The 16,440-nt window shown below is 43.5% G+C and carries 12 protein-coding genes, 1 pseudogene and 2 CRISPR repeat arrays; all 13 genes and pseudogenes read right to left on the bottom strand.

Annotation, left to right across the window (positions count from 1 at the left end):
• Nucleotides 1-27: 27 nt before the first annotated feature.
• Nucleotides 28-1,071, bottom strand: coding sequence for an AI-2E family transporter (locus BLR06_RS11560; RefSeq protein ID WP_173812879.1), 1,044 nt, complete (start codon nucleotides 1,069-1,071; stop codon nucleotides 28-30).
• A gap of 178 nt (nucleotides 1,072-1,249) precedes the next feature.
• Nucleotides 1,250-2,005, bottom strand: a complete 756-nt coding sequence (locus tag BLR06_RS11555; RefSeq protein ID WP_092073189.1) for a hypothetical protein — start codon at nucleotides 2,003-2,005, stop codon at nucleotides 1,250-1,252.
• Nucleotides 2,006-2,170: 165 nt separating this feature from the next.
• Nucleotides 2,171-2,595: a CRISPR direct-repeat array (repeat unit 30 nt; unit sequence ATTTCAATACATCTAATGTGTTGGTTGCCC).
• Between the two features lie 246 nt (nucleotides 2,596-2,841).
• Nucleotides 2,842-3,603 (bottom strand): transposase, encoded by a 762-nt coding sequence (locus BLR06_RS11550; protein WP_092073186.1) that lies wholly within the window; start codon nucleotides 3,601-3,603, stop codon nucleotides 2,842-2,844.
• Nucleotides 3,604-3,888: 285 nt separating this feature from the next.
• Nucleotides 3,889-5,124 (bottom strand): MFS transporter, encoded by a 1,236-nt coding sequence (locus BLR06_RS11545; RefSeq protein WP_092073183.1) that lies wholly within the window; start codon nucleotides 5,122-5,124, stop codon nucleotides 3,889-3,891.
• A gap of 711 nt (nucleotides 5,125-5,835) precedes the next feature.
• Nucleotides 5,836-6,120, bottom strand: coding sequence for a CRISPR-associated endonuclease Cas2 (gene cas2 / locus BLR06_RS11540; RefSeq protein WP_092073180.1), 285 nt, complete (start codon nucleotides 6,118-6,120; stop codon nucleotides 5,836-5,838).
• Nucleotides 6,117-7,123, bottom strand: a pseudogene (gene cas1b, locus BLR06_RS11535) (type I-B CRISPR-associated endonuclease Cas1b). Before cas1b ends, cas2 begins: the two are co-directional and overlap by 4 nt.
• Before the next feature lie 21 nt (nucleotides 7,124-7,144).
• Entirely contained in the window at nucleotides 7,145-7,633 is a 489-nt protein-coding gene (locus BLR06_RS11530) for a CRISPR-associated protein Cas4 (RefSeq protein WP_092073178.1), read from the bottom strand.
• Nucleotides 7,630-10,047 carry a CRISPR-associated helicase/endonuclease Cas3 gene (locus tag BLR06_RS11525; RefSeq protein ID WP_092073175.1) on the bottom strand — a complete coding sequence of 806 codons (2,418 nt, stop codon included), beginning with the start codon at nucleotides 10,045-10,047 and terminating at the stop codon, nucleotides 7,630-7,632. The genes BLR06_RS11530 and BLR06_RS11525 overlap by 4 nt, the downstream gene beginning before the upstream one ends.
• Nucleotides 10,048-10,127: 80 nt before the next feature.
• Nucleotides 10,128-10,886, bottom strand: a complete 759-nt coding sequence (gene cas5b, locus BLR06_RS11520) for a type I-B CRISPR-associated protein Cas5b (RefSeq protein ID WP_217636889.1) — start codon at nucleotides 10,884-10,886, stop codon at nucleotides 10,128-10,130.
• 10 nt (nucleotides 10,887-10,896) lie between these two features.
• Nucleotides 10,897-11,865 carry a type I CRISPR-associated protein Cas7 gene (locus tag BLR06_RS11515; protein ID WP_092073172.1) on the bottom strand — a complete coding sequence of 323 codons (969 nt, stop codon included), beginning with the start codon at nucleotides 11,863-11,865 and terminating at the stop codon, nucleotides 10,897-10,899.
• Between the two features lie 14 nt (nucleotides 11,866-11,879).
• Nucleotides 11,880-13,610, bottom strand: coding sequence for a hypothetical protein (locus BLR06_RS11510; RefSeq protein ID WP_092073170.1), 1,731 nt, complete (start codon nucleotides 13,608-13,610; stop codon nucleotides 11,880-11,882).
• A gap of 14 nt (nucleotides 13,611-13,624) precedes the next feature.
• On the bottom strand, nucleotides 13,625-14,302 hold the full coding sequence (locus BLR06_RS11505; protein WP_092073166.1) for a hypothetical protein: 678 nt from the start codon (nucleotides 14,300-14,302) through the stop codon (nucleotides 13,625-13,627).
• Between the two features lie 517 nt (nucleotides 14,303-14,819).
• Nucleotides 14,820-15,809, bottom strand: a complete 990-nt coding sequence (pta, locus tag BLR06_RS11500) for a phosphate acetyltransferase (protein WP_092073163.1) — start codon at nucleotides 15,807-15,809, stop codon at nucleotides 14,820-14,822.
• Between the two features lie 337 nt (nucleotides 15,810-16,146).
• A CRISPR array of direct repeats spans nucleotides 16,147-16,439; the repeat unit is 30 nt; unit sequence ATTTCAATACATCTAATGTGTCGGTTGCCC.
• Between the last annotated feature and the right edge of the window lies 1 nt (nucleotide 16,440).

Below are 16,440 nucleotides of genomic sequence, written 5' to 3'. Positions count from 1 at the left end.
AACCTGCCTTTCTCTCACTCCTGTCAGTCAATCGCCATACTGCGGCAGAAACTCCCGCAATACCAGACGGCCAACGCCCATCACCGGCACAGCCATAATCATGCCCAGAATGCCGAATAAATGACCAAACAGCAATACCCCGATCATAATCAATACCGGATGGACCTTTACCGCCCGGCCAATCAGGCTTGGCGAAACCAAATTATGGTTGACTTTTAACAGAATGACATAAAAAATTGTTGTCTTAACGGCAAAAGCCACGGACTCTCCGAGACAAAGCGCCACCGCCGCCGCCGAAGCGGCCAGCGGGCCCACAATCGGCACCAGTTCCCCGACTGCCGCCAGTGAAGCAAATACCGGTGCAAACGGCAACCCGGTAGCCTGGAAATAAACAAACACGGCAATGCCGGAAAACAGGCATACCGTCAATTGGCCTTTGATATAAGCGCCCAGTATGCAGGCAATCTCCTTCGCCACCCGCAGCAATTCGGCCCTTTCCCGCCGGGGTGCGTAGGAAAAAGCCATGTTGCAAAGCTTTACCCCGTCTTTTAAAAAATAGAAGGCAATAAACGGTACGCCAACCAGCTCCACCATGCCGGACAGAGCGTTAACCAGCGGATTTACCGACTGCTTGACAAGACTTACGGCAAAGGCCGCCGCCTCATTGAGCAGTTGTTCTATGTATTGGGTTATTTCCGGCGGCAAATTCAGAGCGTCAATCAACGACAATATATATTCAGGCTTGATCATCTGCGGAATGTTATAGGCAAACAAAGAAAAACTCGGCACAATCGTCCGTACGATCCAGGTGGCAAAAGCCGCCATAACAGCGAGCATGATCACCATCGCCAGCAAGCTCGCGCTGCCGCGGGACAGTTTTCTTTCCAGCGCATTGCGCAGCGGCAGAACAAGCAGCGTCACCAGCGAGGCAATAAACAGCACCACGCCCAGCTTGGCGGCAGTCCAGAAAATAAGTGCCAGCAGCACAATCGCGGCAAGCATATAACGCTGCACCCAGGAAAAAGGGAACAGGTTTTTTCCATTGCGCCCTTGCGGCAATTCCGCCATCATCAAGGCCTCTTTTCGCATAAGTTTACAGCTGTTTTATTTCGCTACCGGCACGGCAAAGTCCTGCCGGCGGAAAAACCTCTTATATCCGAAACAGCGGCGAACGCAAACAGAGTAAAGCCCGCATGATCCACTAAAGCAGAGCGGATCATGCGGGCGTATGCCAGTACCTGATAAGGCACTAGCCCCGCAGCGTGGATACCGGCGCAATCACAGGATTATTGTTAAAATTTAGATCTACGATATAATGCTCCACTTCCCGCTTGCGACCGGCCGGCGGCTTATGCCGCAAGCCCGGCGGCGACTGCAGGGTGGCAATGCGATTGTTGATCATATCAATCGTGTATAACCCCAGATTTGCCACAAGAGCGCACAAGTCAGACTGAACAAACTGCATCTGTTCAAGCTCACTGTTAATCGCCTCTTCCAAAGCGCCCGGCAAGCCAACCGGCTGCATCAGGCCGCGTACAGAACGGCCCTCTGACTCAACATACTCTATCCATTCCCATTTCAGCGGCAGGGTTTTACCATTTGCCTTTTTAATAAAACAGCGCGTCCGGCAGCGCCAGCGAAAATCAGCCTTGATGTTATGCTTCTGCGCCTGCCCGGCCAAATCAGCCTGGCCGTTGTTTTCCGTATATACGACAAAGGCGGCAAGATTTACAGCCGTTTGCGCATCAGCCAGTTCAATCCAGACACTGGGAAAAACCGGGGCAATATTCCCATAATCCAACCCGGACTCATAATTATAAGTATAGCGGCAAACTTCCGCGACATCGTCCAGCAACGCTGAAGCATTCAATAACGGCGCAGTCTTGCAGCCCCTGCTCAGTTCCTGCAAAACTACCTGCAGCGTGTCAATGACGGTAAGGCGCGGCGTTGTTTTGCTTTGCGCCAATCGTTTTCCCATTTTCAGAATATCACAATAAATGTTCATCAGTAGCCCCCTCTGCTTTGTCCGCCTACCGCTAAATTTGCTCTAATCACAGCTTGAGCTAAAATTAGTTTATCCGGAACCCGGAATTATCATAACCTGCTTTTTCCGCTATACATAAAAATCGGTCCCAACTTGTTGCTGTTTGCGGAGGGATATTTGTCTCGAATTCCAATACATCTAATGTGTTGGTTGACCGGAATAAAAGGCAAAGTTATGCTGCGTATCCCAAAAATTTCAATACATCTAATGTGTTGGTTGCCCAATACAACTTAACCCCATTCGAATCCTCATTTTTGATTTCAATACATCTAATGTGTTGGTTGCCCGACGACATGACGGATCCGCAATTGCCATTTGCGCAGATTTCAATACATCTAATGTGTTGGTTGCCCTTTACCATGGGATCATTGAGCTCAACTATGACCTGTATTTCAATACATCTAATGTGTTGGTTGCCCATTGCCGTTAGCTCCATTGCTGGGGCTGTTTTTATATTTCAATACATCTAATGTGTTGGTTGCCCCCATAAAAGGAGGGAATAAATTGGACAGCATTAACAGATTTCAATACATCTAATGTGTTGGTTGCCCCAAGGGAAACGCTGTATTTCTCACAACCTGAATGATCAAAAATCCCAGCAGTTACAATGGGTTTAGCCCAAATTTTCCAACTGGGGCAGCATGCCTTGCAGATTTAGGACAAAAACCCCGCAATCTTGCTATTTACAAGACTTTCCCTCCCCCTGCCGGCAAGCCTGCTTGGAAAAAAATCAAATGATCAGCGACTCAGTTTTCTTATGATCGTTCCCTAGTACTCAAAGGGACGGTTCTAATGAGTTAAGCTTTAGCTATCACACTTTGACTCATGCCCGTTAGTCTTGCTATTTGCCGTGTTGAAATACCATTCATTTCTTTTATTTTTCTTACTATTTCATCTCGTTTTGTTTTCTCCATATTTTGCAATTCGGTAGGCATCTTAACTTTTGCATACTTTTGGATGATCTTTTTGATCTTATCATCTGACATTCTTTTCTTTTCATTTATTTCAATACAATTGGCGTCAGCATATTCATTCATATAGTTTTGAAAATGAACAATGAATTTTTCTCGCTCTTCCGCAAAAATACCTAATATAAAACCAGTCTCAATGATTTTACTCTTACCTATGTATTCAGCATAACTACTCCACTTATAAATTTCTACGCTTTTCTCTTTTCCGGCTTTTACTGGATTTTGATGAATATAGCGCAATACGGTCAGTAAGTATTCATCAGTTTCCACAACTTCACTTTTAAATCGGTCTTGAAATAAGTGTCCAGCTCGGTCATATTTACGATTATACCACGATACATAGCTTACGCCGATTCTCTTCATCGTGTTTCCTATGGATTCTTTACCCTCCTTAATTAATAAATGGATATGATTATCCATTAAACAATAACCATATAGAAGATAGCTGGCAATATCCTTATAATACTGTAAATATCCAATAAACTTTTCTCGATCTTCATCATCCTCAAATATGACTTGTTTATTGATTCCACGCACAATAATGTGATAAATTCCGCTTTCGCTTTTTTGACGCGCTTGTCTGGACATTTTTATCACCTCATTGAGATTCTATCACGTTATTCTTTTAAACTCAACAGAACCGTCCCTTTGATTCCATCATCCTCGAATATGACTTGTTTATTGATTCCACGCACAATTGAATATTTCGCGGTAATCGTACCGGGGGGTTCAGCAAAGGTATCCAATCCTTTTATGCTAAAGATACCGGTCGTTCATGGTAGGATACCGCCCAAGGGCGGTATCCACAAGAAGAGAAGAAACGTTTCGACTATTGTTTATGTGAGCAGCAGTCACTGAGAATGATAGATCAAGCTATTCCTTCTTCTTAAGTATATTATTAGGTGATATTACTTGAATGAGAAGAAATGAGTATTTGAATGCCAATATTGCTAAAAGTAATGCAGCGTACCAGTATGCGGAATATATTCCAATATATTCGCTAAGTAAATAACCAAATATTGGACCAACTGCTGCGCCGAAATCAATTAAAAGGGAATATGTGGTCATAACTTTCATTTTCGAAGACGATTTAACGGCTACATCAGACGCAAGGGCGTCTGCTATAGTCGTTAAAAAGGTTGCTGTAATTTGTATGCCTATCAGAATAACTATCCATAGTAATACCGGAAATTGGAATGGGATTAAACTAAATAAAAGACTGGCTAATCCCAATGTCGCAACCAAAATAAAGTAACGACCATTTTTTTCATCAGATTTTTTCCCAATCCAGGGAGCTAGCCATGGTTCCCAACTCCACCGTAATGCTTGTAAAATACCTCCCAGAGACGCAGCTCCAATTGCCAACGCTCCAATGTATACGGTTGAAGAGTTATGTACTTCTATTAGGTGGCTAAGGGTCGACGTAAACATACCTTGATAAATCATTGCAACAAAGGTTCCGGCGGCTAAAGCCCACAGAATATCTGTGTCTTTCCATATAATACTGGAGTTATTTGTTTTAATATCGATTTGATTTTCGTAATTTTTGGATGTAGGTATGTAAAAGAAAGCAAAGGGGACTGAAGACAGAGTGAGTAACCCGAAAACAAAGGCAGTGTTTTGGAGGCCATAATGATCGGCGATAACGCCTCCGATAAGCATTCCAAACAAACTACCTAAGCGATATAGTCCATTATACCGCCCCATAAAGTGACCACGATTTGAGTCGTCCGAACAATCAATAATTGTAAAATATGCTCCCAGGCGAAGAAAGGTCCAAGCCAATCCCCAAGTACAACGAATCATAAGCAATGGTAAAAATCCTTGTACAAATCCATATGATAAAGTAGTTAAAAGCGCTACTATAGTAGCAAAAACAAAGCCAGTTCGAATGCTGATTTTTTTGTATATCCATCCGACAAGTGGGTTTAGCGGTATTCGTACAAGTCTATTCACTGATAAGAGAATTCCAACTTCCCATAAAGAGTTTAAGCCCGCCTCCTTCCAATGCGTTGGTAATACAATGTACAACATAGAATCACCTATAAGGCAGGCTGCGGTAATTAAGGAGAGCGTGACTACCGGATTTCTTTTCGCTGCATTATTCAAAGTTATTACCGGCTTTCTTAAATGTTTTGATACTGGGAAATAATCCCTGGAATATATGTTAATTATACTACTGTCTTAATTAAGCCACTACCTAAATCACTAATTTGTTTTTAATATTCAATATTTGAGCAATGTTATCAGAAAGATCAACCATCTGGCCTGTACTCAAAAAATGTTCCATACGTCCTTGGCCGGGGATGTGGGCAGTAGCAGAATTTTGAGAATAGTAATTTCTTCGTATAAACCCTCTATTAAATTATTCTTTGAAATTGCAGGGCTCCAGATATCAGGTGAAAGTAGAATGAAAAAGGTTATGAATCTAATGTGTTGGTTGCCCGTAACAGACAGTGCTGATTTTAACATACGCCTGTAAATTTCAATACATCTAATGTGTTGGTTGCCCGCAGATTATCAAGCAACTTGAAAGAGAAGAAGTCAAATTTCAATACATCTAATGTGTTGGTTGCCCCAGTACAGCCTCACCGTACGGATTATCCCCAAAAAATTTCAATACATCTAATGTGTTGGTTGCCCCAAGGAAAACACTGTATTTCTCACAACCGAATGATCAAAAATCCCAGCAGTTACAATGGATTTAGCCCAAATTTTCCAACCGGGGCAGCACGCCTTTCAAATTGAGGACAAAAGCCCCGCAATCTTGCTATTTATAAGACTTTCTCCCCGCCTGCCTGCAAAGCCTGCTTGGAAAAATCAAATGATCAGCGACTCCGTTTTCTTATGATCGCTCCCCAGAACATCTTCGCTAAAGTCGGCTTTACTCTTCAACTTAATCACCGTGATGAAATCCTCTTCTTTATCAATAATTTTATTAAGTTCATTCTTTAACTCAATTAAATTAGCCGGCGTAATATGCCCCCGGAATACCGACTTCTGATGGTGTTTAAAATATCTCTTGCAAATTTTAAAAACCTTCTGAACCCGCTTTTCGCCAATATCATAAAAAATAAAAGCATAGTTATAATTAACATTGCTCATTCCTTATCCTCCATATCAAAAAAAACCATTGGTTTTTCCTCAATTAGATATTTGATTAATTTGTATCCATCCAGCCGGATAGCCTGCTTAAAAGAAACCTTCCGCTTTAATTTCGGATGGTCGAATACCCCGTTAATGCGTTCCTCAAATTCAGTAATAAACACCTTCCGCCCGGCCTCGTTCAGCAACGCGTAATTCAGCTTTTTCTCAAAATGTTTCGCTACCGTAAGTTTTCTGTTGTTTACACAATCAAAAATAGTTTTATATACCAATAGGGGTTTAAATGTCTCTGACAAGTCCAGGCTCAACGAATAACGCCGTTCCATTGGTTCATGTAAATAGGAAATTGTTTGATTCAAATGCGTATGATAAAGCTGTGTCAAAGTTTTTGTATACAATAGCGTATTGCCAAAAGATATTAGAGCATTAATTGGATTGTCCGGCGGACGCTTTACTCTTTTATTCATCGCGAAGTCCTCTGGTAATATTATTTGGAAAGCGCCATAAAATCTGGCCCAGATTTCTCCTTCCAGACTAAGCAAAGTTTTGATCGCGGTGATACGTGGCAGCAAATTAGGAACATCGCTTTTTAGCCAGTCCAGGAACGGCTTTAATCCGGTTTTACCATGCCGGTAATAATGATACAGGACAAAATGCATATTCAGGGCAATACTTTTTACAATGGCCCGGGCAATGGTCATACGCTTCTCCTGGTTGTCATAGGCTAAGGCCTGAGCGACGGTCAGCCTGCCGCTGAGCAGATAGTCTTTGGGATAGAATGTCCCCACGTAATTTTCATAGTACCCGAAGAAATGTACGATATCCCGGCCTTCGCCAATATCTCCAATAGCTTTGTACTTAACGTAATGTCATTAAAGCAATACAATTCTTTAGTGTCTTTAATCGGCAGATAAATATTACCTCGTTCACCGCGGAAACAAATAGAAAAATCTTTGCGGCTTAAATCCCCTTTGGAAAAAATATAGCGCGTTTCTTCTTTCATTCCCTAATCTCCTATATAGATTTAAATATAGCAATACTCATAATAGGCGCACCGTTTACAGCCTCTCTTTAAATTAGCCGCCGGGGGAACCACCGTACGCAGAAACCCCTCAATTTCCTCATATTGGCGGGTAAGCTGCTGAATCAGTTCTTTATTAAGCTCCGTATAATGAACCTTTTTGTCTTGCTTGTTTTTTTCCCAAACCTCAAGCCGCCCTTTCCGGTAAATTCCTTTTTCAGCCAGCCGCATTAAATAAAACTGAATTTGAGCCATAGCCGCTTTCAGGTCGGCATCGGATTTCTTCAACTCCACCACATATTCATCCGTGATTTTATCCAGTTTAATTTGATCAATGGCTAATTCTCCATCCTTTCCTGCATTAAGCGCATGCAATACCCGGCCTATCCGCACATCCTCGGAGTTATCTTCCATGTTAATTTTATGATAGAACAACCAGCATTGCCGGGGACAATGCCAGTAATAGTTAACCAGCGTGCCCGTCAACCTCATAAAAACAGCCCTTTCCCCTGGCGAACAAACGCTTTACGGTTAAATTTGCCATACTCAATAAACCGTTCGCCATCTTCGATATAATAATAGCCGCCAAACTCCTCATCACACCCCAAAGCCTGTTGACCAACGCCGTATACCTGATAAGTAAAATACGACATTTGTTCAGCCAGTATGGACAGTTCCACCTTCCGCCGTCCATACCCCATATCCTTCGCCCGGCAGATTTCCTTGTAACGCCGCCACACTTCCCGCCCGGAAATAAGCTTCGCCCCTTCTTGCAGCTCATACGCCAGGAAAATTTGCCAAGTTGGTGCAATTAGCTGCATATCCCGTTCAATATCCTGATAACTCAATGTTAGACATTTTTCATAGGTGTAATGTATGTGCTTAGCGGTTCTTGACTGGCCGATCTTTTTGACATCCTGCAAAATCCCCTCATAAATTCCTTTAAAATCCTTTTTCCGCAGCATTTCTGCAATTTCCGGCCTGGTGACGGGATAATTGAGCCGCTCATCATTGCCGTAGATTTTTTTTGCATCATCATAATGAAAAAAATACGCTTTGCCGCTCCGCAGACAGGAGCGGTTAATCCGTCCCAAAAACTGTTCTTCGGCATCAGGCAGGGATACATCTTTAAACCCCACATCCATATCAATATCCACTCCGGCCTCGATCACCTGGGTTGCAATCACGATTAGGCTTGTCCTTTCTTTGATCTCCTGAATCACGGCTTTCCTGCAGCACGAATTGTCATCACCCGTTATTTCCACACAATAAACAGCCGATTCCTGACACATTAGCTTGAAAAATTCCCTGGCCGTGTTTTTATTAATGAATTCTATCAGCACCTTTTTGTGCTTATACTGCAACACTTTATCCCGTAACACTGTTAAATCGATCTTTTGAAAAGCCAGCAGCGAAAAGTCCAATTCCACCCGCTGCTGAAAAAAATGATTCCGGTAATATACCTGCGGGTCTTTAATTAAATCCACGATGTCATAATCATGGCCGTCCAGCAATAGATCCAGTTTGGGCAGAGTAGCCGACATCATGATGACCTTTATATTCAACAGCCTGGCATACTGCAATAAAAATAAGATAATCTGCTGCCAAATAGCATTACGGTAGCTTTGAATCTCGTCAATAATTACCACACTGTTGCATAATTTAAGCAGAGGAAAGCACGGCTCCCGCCCGGTGCTGAACAATGCATTGAAAAAGTTGACATGAGAAGTCACTACCAACGGGTAATTATTCAAAAGCTTATTGAGTGCCGCTTTTTCATAATCATATTCCTGCTCGTCCTCCGCACCGGCAGCTTGCCGCCCGGAAGCTTCAACATATATTGGGGTTAGCGAATTAACCACTGCCAGCTCTTCTCCGTACACAAAATACTGGCCCAAAACCTCCGCCGTCTGCTCCACCAGCGTATTAAACGGGAAAATATAAAAAACATTGGATAATTCCTTCCGTTCATTCAGCAACGTCAAAAATAAATTGATGGATATGTTGGTCTTTCCCGACCCGGTGGGCGCTTCCAGATAATACAGACAGGCGTCCGGATACTCCCGCAGGTTCCGTTCGGCCTCCAAAAACAGCTCACAGCGCTGCGCATTGATTGACCCGGAAAAAACATGTTTATTGTGTTGATATTGCTGAATACCGACGTACAGCGCTCCATCGCGATACCTGGTTATAAATTCGGCCGGATCGTCAATTGTACAAATATCCACAGCTACCCCGTTCTTATACTCTGAGGTGGCGCAATAGTCACAGGCCGTAATGGCGCTAAACAACAGCTTATTCAAAATATAGAAAGCCGTTTCATCAGCGACGATCTTTTTCAGCCGGTCATAACCCCTGTCCGGCGTAAAAATACTGTTCTTAGCTAAATTGAGCGCTGTATCGTAACAGCCGTTCTTCTCTATGCAATCCTGCAGTTTATCTTTATAATCGCCAATATTTTTAAGATAGCCATGATGCCGGGCAATACAATAACTAAAAGAAAACAAAAAATAGGAATACTTTTTGACATCCTTCACCGGAAGGCTTTCCAGGTGTTCACACAGATAGATATAAGCTGACAGCAAGGCATGATTGCGGCTGTTATTCACCACAGGAAATGCCGGGTTTTTCAATACTTTGCGCTGATACACCGGATTGATCTTGCCAATGTCGTGCAAATAAACAGCTTTAACAAAAAACCGGTAGATATCCGCCGTTTCCCGCTCATCACAGCCGCATTGGACAATCGTTCGCTTAATGATTGCGTCCAAGCCTTTCTTCCGGCAAAACCGGTGATAATAGTGAAGGCATAAATTGCTATGCGCAGCCAGCGTCTCCGGCTCTTTCCCCTTATCCGTGTGGGCCCAGTAGCGGGGATCACTCAGAAGTTCATCAATAGCACGCATCTCAGTTCGCTCCCTTTCGTAACTTCAAAACCAACACCCGCGCCTTTCATAAACAAATAGGACGGAATACATCCGCCCTGTCATAAAAAGAACAGCACCTTCTCGCCGTCCCGCAACAAAACGCCGGGGACCTGAATCACCATACAGTTAGTATAAAAACATTGTTGCAGGACATAAAAGTTATGCTCGGGCTGCAGCGCCACCGGAGCACGCTCGGAAAATAGAAAGGGCAATTGGTCTCCCTCTGTCTCGGTGTCGTCAATTTCCGCCAGCTCGCCGGTAAACAACGAATGAATAAATACCGGTTCGTCCTGCTGTACCGGTTCCAGTTCGCAAAACTCAACCTTCTCAAGCACCGCAGGAAATTCGTTTTTCCCCAGATAAGGAAGATAAACGCATTTTCCGCCGCTTAAATACTCCGTCAATTGATCCCATAACTCCGGCTCCGCGCTTCCTTGGGCAAGGTAGATTGTCCAGGCCGGCCGTTCCAGCCATTGCTCAAAGACCTGCAAATTGCCCCCGGTCTCCTTTGAGGCATAGCCTACGCTGTTATTGAAATACTGAATTTTTTTCGCGAAATACCCCCGCTCGGCTTCCGGTCTTATCGCCACTTTCAGTCCAGTCAGTTTTTCATAGAATTGGGGATAGCCGCTTTGTTGCTCATCAAACAAACGATGATTCCGGTAGCCCTTCAGGCCCAGGATTGCCCCCAGCAAGCCCAGCAGAGCAATCCGGTGAATATTGTGGTAAGTAAAGTAGACCTGCGCATTCACATCAGGCTTCCGGAAACAGGCGGCATCGCCGGACAGTCTGAATTTAATTGCTTTGGTTTTCATCATGCTGCGCCTCTCAACCTTTCATTGCCCGGCCAAATAAGTCATATTCCGTACAATTCAGACCGTCGGCTTCAATCGCGGTATCCAGCGGATTATAGTATACTTCCACGCACTCAATGCTTTGTTCGTGTCCCTTAAGCAGCTCAGCCAGTCTGGTGAGGATGATGAGATTACGCTCATCCTGCTTGCTGAAATCAACATACCTGTCCAAATTAGGCAAATATAAATGGCTGTTTTCTTTGCATTGCACAAATAAGGCAAACTCGTTTTCACTGCCGCTCTTGCTATTGGTATGAAATGCAGTCGCCGCTACCAGGCAGCCCTGTTTAAATTTCTGATAAGCCTCCCAGGTGTACCCTTCAAACCCGTCAATGCCCAAATCCAGATATTCCAGATAATTGTCGGGATTTACGGCAAACGAATAAAAATAATGAGCCTCATCGGTGACAATCTTGCTGCCAAGGGTCGAAGCCATAGCTTTTTCTTTTTTTTCACTGGAATTCCGGTAGGGCGAAAGAATATCCTGGCTTTCAATTTCTGTTTCGCGGTATTTATTGAAGCCCTGAGCGATTTGCACTGCGCCGGTAATGCTGATATTCTGCTTTTTTTCAGCAAAAGTAACGCCAAAATTCATGACGTCAATTGCTGAAAAAAGATTTTTCAGGACTTCTTTAGAGGGAGTTTTATCATTAATGGCAGTCTGAAAAATTTGTTCATACCGCTCCTGTAAATCCCGGGGCTGCAGCTTTCCGGCCTCATCTTCGCCCTCCTTGCCTTTTGCGCCAATTTTAAACGACTTGATTGCCAGCACTTTCTCACCGGTTGCCTGCCACATTCTTTTAATTGGATACTTAAACGCTTTATCGCTGCCAAAGATGGTCCCATTGGAAATCGTTTTCGGCCTGGAGCTGAAATCCGCATTCCAGTTCGCCATGATGCTGCGAATGGCCGCAACTCCATAAATCCGGTTAGTCATTTTCATTGCTCATTGCCTCCTTATTTGACATCAATTAAGTTTTTTGACGCTACCCCAGCCAAAAACAGATCAAGACCATTCATTTTGACATCTTCACACTGATAAGCCATTACCACTGCAAACAATTTGTTAAACCGCACATCAGATTGAATGTTAGTATTAAATCCTAACGAATGGTTGTATTTTTTATGCAATTTTATAATTTCCTGTTTGAATTTAACATTATCCCGGGCCTCGGTTACAGGATCAATCAATGCATACGATGGATTCTGCGCTTGACTCTGAGAAATCAGATAGCGTACTATCTGCCCGGCATAATAATAAAACTCCTGGTCGTTTTGACAGCTAATATTCTCGCTGCTGTTATCGGTAGTATCCAGTTTTTCTCTGAGCCCCTCCGCCAAACATATCAATAGGTCACCCATTTTTTCCTTCTCCTTTATTTTAAAATATTTAAACAGCGATAATCGCAAATTGAGAGCTTTGGCAAGCTTAGGATCTTCCAACTTTTTATAGGGCAGCATTTCTTTCAGCATGGCCTGAGACAATCGGTCAATACAGCTCACAAAATCGCGTTGATCGCCTTTATGGAAATAATTACGCATCGCGTCCTTGTATCGTACTAGCAAGCTTACCTGAAACTCGGAAAACCAATCATTGGGCTTGGGTTTTTCATTAAAATAATTCCTGACTAAATTTTTATTGAACAGCCAGTCGTCAACCAGACCTTCCAGTTCCAGGCGACTGGAAATGTTCTGCGGGTTAAAATCCTCCAGCAGCAAGAAGTTGTGCAAGGTGAATGCCGGCACTAAATTATCGGTCAATCCCGGCAAAAAGTCGTAGTCGTCAATCACCGGCTGCGTACCTTTGGCTAAATGGAGATAGTGAGCATCCCACCGGCGTTCATCAGGTTTAACAAGGGTAAATACCTTCGAATCGCCAATGGGCAGATACCCTTCGGTTACCGGCTTTCCCTCAGCATCCTGCTGCCCGTCCAGCCAGGTAAACATATTTTTAGTAGCCAAAGCATCGGCTGCGCTTACCCGGAAAGGCACTTTAAAGGCTGTCGTTTTATGCTCCAAAAACGGCTTTTTGGCATTCAGCCCCATATTGCTGTTCGATAGCCCGTACAAAGTTCCATTGATGAGTATATTGTAGTCATTTTTATTGAAAATTTTAGGGATTAAATAACGTTTGCTTTCCCGGATATAGTGCTCAATATCCACTGCAAAATAAAGCTTGACATATTGATTATCCTTAATTTTGTTGTCAGAAATCTTCTGCTTGATATACTCGATCAGGCTTATTACATATTCCTGCTTGTTCATAATCAATTGCTCATTCAGTGGCGGAAACTGGTAGTTGCTTAAAATTTTAGCATCTTCTTTTTTAGGAAATTGCAATGCCTGGTAATATCTGGCCAGACTGTTTTTAAAATTTTCCACCGCATTAGCGACTTCCGTCAGGACAGCCGCTTTAAACGCTACCGCAAAGATATTATTGCTGTGAATTTGCTTTTTGGGATCAACCGGCTTATTCATATCGACCAGCTGACTATAAAAATCAGCCGTTTTAATAAACTCCCATAATGGGCCGCTATAATTTACTTTTTTTTCGATTCTTAAGATCTCCGGTTCTTTATGACTGCCGTACAGCTTAAAGTACAACCCCTCTTTCAACTGATAATTGTCAATAACCAGCCTGTCGCCGTCCGCATTTTTGCGATAAACCTCCAGCAAATCAAGAATCATCCCATCACCGCCTTTTATTCATAAAGACAATACCCGAATCCGATTGCATTCTTCTCCAGCAGGCCTGCGCCAATTGCCGCAAAAGCCAGCTGCTGCGATACCGGATCGCTTTTCACGCCAAGGATTAGCTTATGCCCCAGAAACGAGTTGGCTTTATAGGGGATTTTAATCGGTTTCTCATTGATGAGTTGAATACTCTCAATAAAGTTTTCCTCCGGCTCGTCCACATCGCCAATAAACGCCCGATATTTCTTTAAGCAATTAACTTCAATCCGTTCCATTAATAATTTCAACCCGTTCTCCCTGATCCACGAACGGTTATTTACTGTCGCCACCACTGGAGTCAGGCTTTTCAGCTGGGCAACCGGACGATAGGAGAAGTTTTTAATCTCCGTTGCAATAACCCCTGCCCTGAGCTGCGGCAAAATATATTTTAGCTTCAACAGGAAATTAAGTTGAAACGACCGGATGTGAAAAATATACACCCGGCCCTTCTTATACGTCTTATCCGCTTCCCGCGGATACAGATTGCACAGACAGTAACCCTTAAGCGCTTTCTGTCCATGCAATTTTTTAAGTTGATCATCCTTCAGCATCGCGCTGGATATTAGTCTTGATAAATATTCATAGCCTTTGGCTGCTTCAAGGTTGTCCTGCAACATCATGGTAATGACTAACTCATAGTAAAGCAAGCGCTCACCCTCTCCTCATTAAAACCAAGTTGTCCGTCCAAACAATGTCATATTAAACATATTATGGCATTTTTTACTATATTTCGTCAATTATCTACTGGACGATATACAAAGTATTATTCAACTATTTTTCCTGGTGATCAGTACAATCTTGTGATATGTGGCTGCGAGTTTTAGCGGCTATTACTTGAAATTGCATGCTTTCTTCCTTGTATAATATTAAATAAAGGACTAATACGTCGGCAGCAGGTCAGCCTTGCAAATTCCTAACCGGAAACGGTTAGCTTGGATTATACGTTATTGTGAAATAAGCCCACCAAGTATAACAAATACGAACGACTATAATAGATTGCCTCAAGATTAACGGTTAGCCCCCCTTCTAACGATAGGGAGCTAACCGTTAATCTGACAGTTCTTATGCTTATTATCGCATAGTAAAAATAGCATTTGGCAACTCCGATGAATAAAGAGTTGTCAAATGCTATTTTACTAATTAAACCGTTGGTGGCTTAACCGTCTAAGCCTGTGCCTGAATGGCGGTAATGGCGATGACCCCGACAATGTCCTCGGCTTTACAGCCTCTGGATAAATCATTGATCGGTTTGGCCAGTCCCTGGGTGATCGGTCCGTAAGCCTGGGCCTTGCCCAAACGCTCAACAAGCTTGTAACCAATATTCCCGGTGTTCAAATCAGGGAATATCAATACATTGGCCCGGCCGGCAACCGTGCTGCCCGGTGCTTTCAGCTTAGCCGTTCTTTCCACCAGCGCCGCGTCCACCTGCAGTTCGCCGTCAATCTCCAGCTCAGGCGCTTTTTGTTTGGCTAATGCAGTAGCCTTAACCACTTTTTCAGTCATCTCGCTTTTCGCGCTGCCGTAGGAAGAGTAGGACAGCATTGCCACCACCGGGGTAATGCCCAGTAAGTTTTTCATGGTATGGGCAGAGGAAATTGCGATATCCGATAACTGTTCGGCATTGGGATTTTCATTTAAACCACAGTCGGAAAATAACAGCACGCCATTTGCGCCGTAATCACAATCAGGAATAGCCATAACAAAGAAAGAAGATACCAGACTGGTTCCAGGCGCAGTCTTAATAATCTGCAACGCCGGGCGCAGGGTATCGGCCGTCGAATGAACAGCCCCGGAAATTAAACCGTCGGCGTCCTCCAGCTTGACCATCATCATTCCGAAATAAACTGGGTCAAGCAACAATTCACGGGCTTTTTCGATGGTCATGCCTTTCGATTTTCTTAACTCATAGAAAGCTTGACTGTATGCTTCGCGCTTGTCCGATTCCGCGACATCAATAATGGTAACCTGTGATAAATCGATATCCCCCGCTGCCTGCAGAATCTCCGCTTTCCGGCCGGTCAATACAACCTTGGCCAGCCCTTCTTTAGCTGCCTCGCTGACGGCTGTCAGAACCCGCAAATCGGTAGATTCAGGCAAAACAATGGTCTTCTGATTGAGTTTGGCTTTTCGCTTCATCTGTTCAATAAAAGTCATGTTATCGCTCCCTCACTTAGTTATCCAGTTGATTGCAATGCAAAAGCAAAAAACTGTATAGCAATGAAAATCATTTCTATACAGTTATTGTCTTTGATTCTTTCTCATCTGTCAAGATTGGTTACAGATAATCAAGCGGTGATTTGATTTATTTACCTATTTAAACCTCAATATGCTCAACCTTTCCCAGTAGGAATATATAGTTAAAAATACCGACAAGAAAAGCCCGAAAAAAGCAACACCGCCATTGTGATGAACCGATAGCTTGAAACGCAGCGCTTCCGCTAATGTGTCGGTTGCCCGATAATGCCGAGCTTGGAAAGTGGTTCGGGGGACAATTTCAATACATCTAATGTGTCGGTTGCCCAGGAACCATCTCCGGGTATGCCGCCTGAACCGCATGGATTTCAATACATCTAATGTGTCGGTTGCCCTCGGCTTGGGATGCTGTTTTAGCGATCTGCGCCATATTTCAATACATCTAATGTGTCGGTTGCCCGGAATAACTGGAAGGGCGGCAGCTTAGCCGATTTTGATTTCAATACATCTAATGTGTCGGTTGCCCCCGCCGACCTATTGGTCTGTGGATTTCTGCCGTAGATTTCAATACATCTAATGTGTCGGTTGCCCT

Source organism: Dendrosporobacter quercicolus (assembly GCF_900104455.1).
Classification (GTDB): Bacteria; Bacillota; Negativicutes; order DSM-1736; family Dendrosporobacteraceae; genus Dendrosporobacter; species Dendrosporobacter quercicolus.
This window is presented reverse-complemented; position numbering and strand designations above follow the sequence as displayed.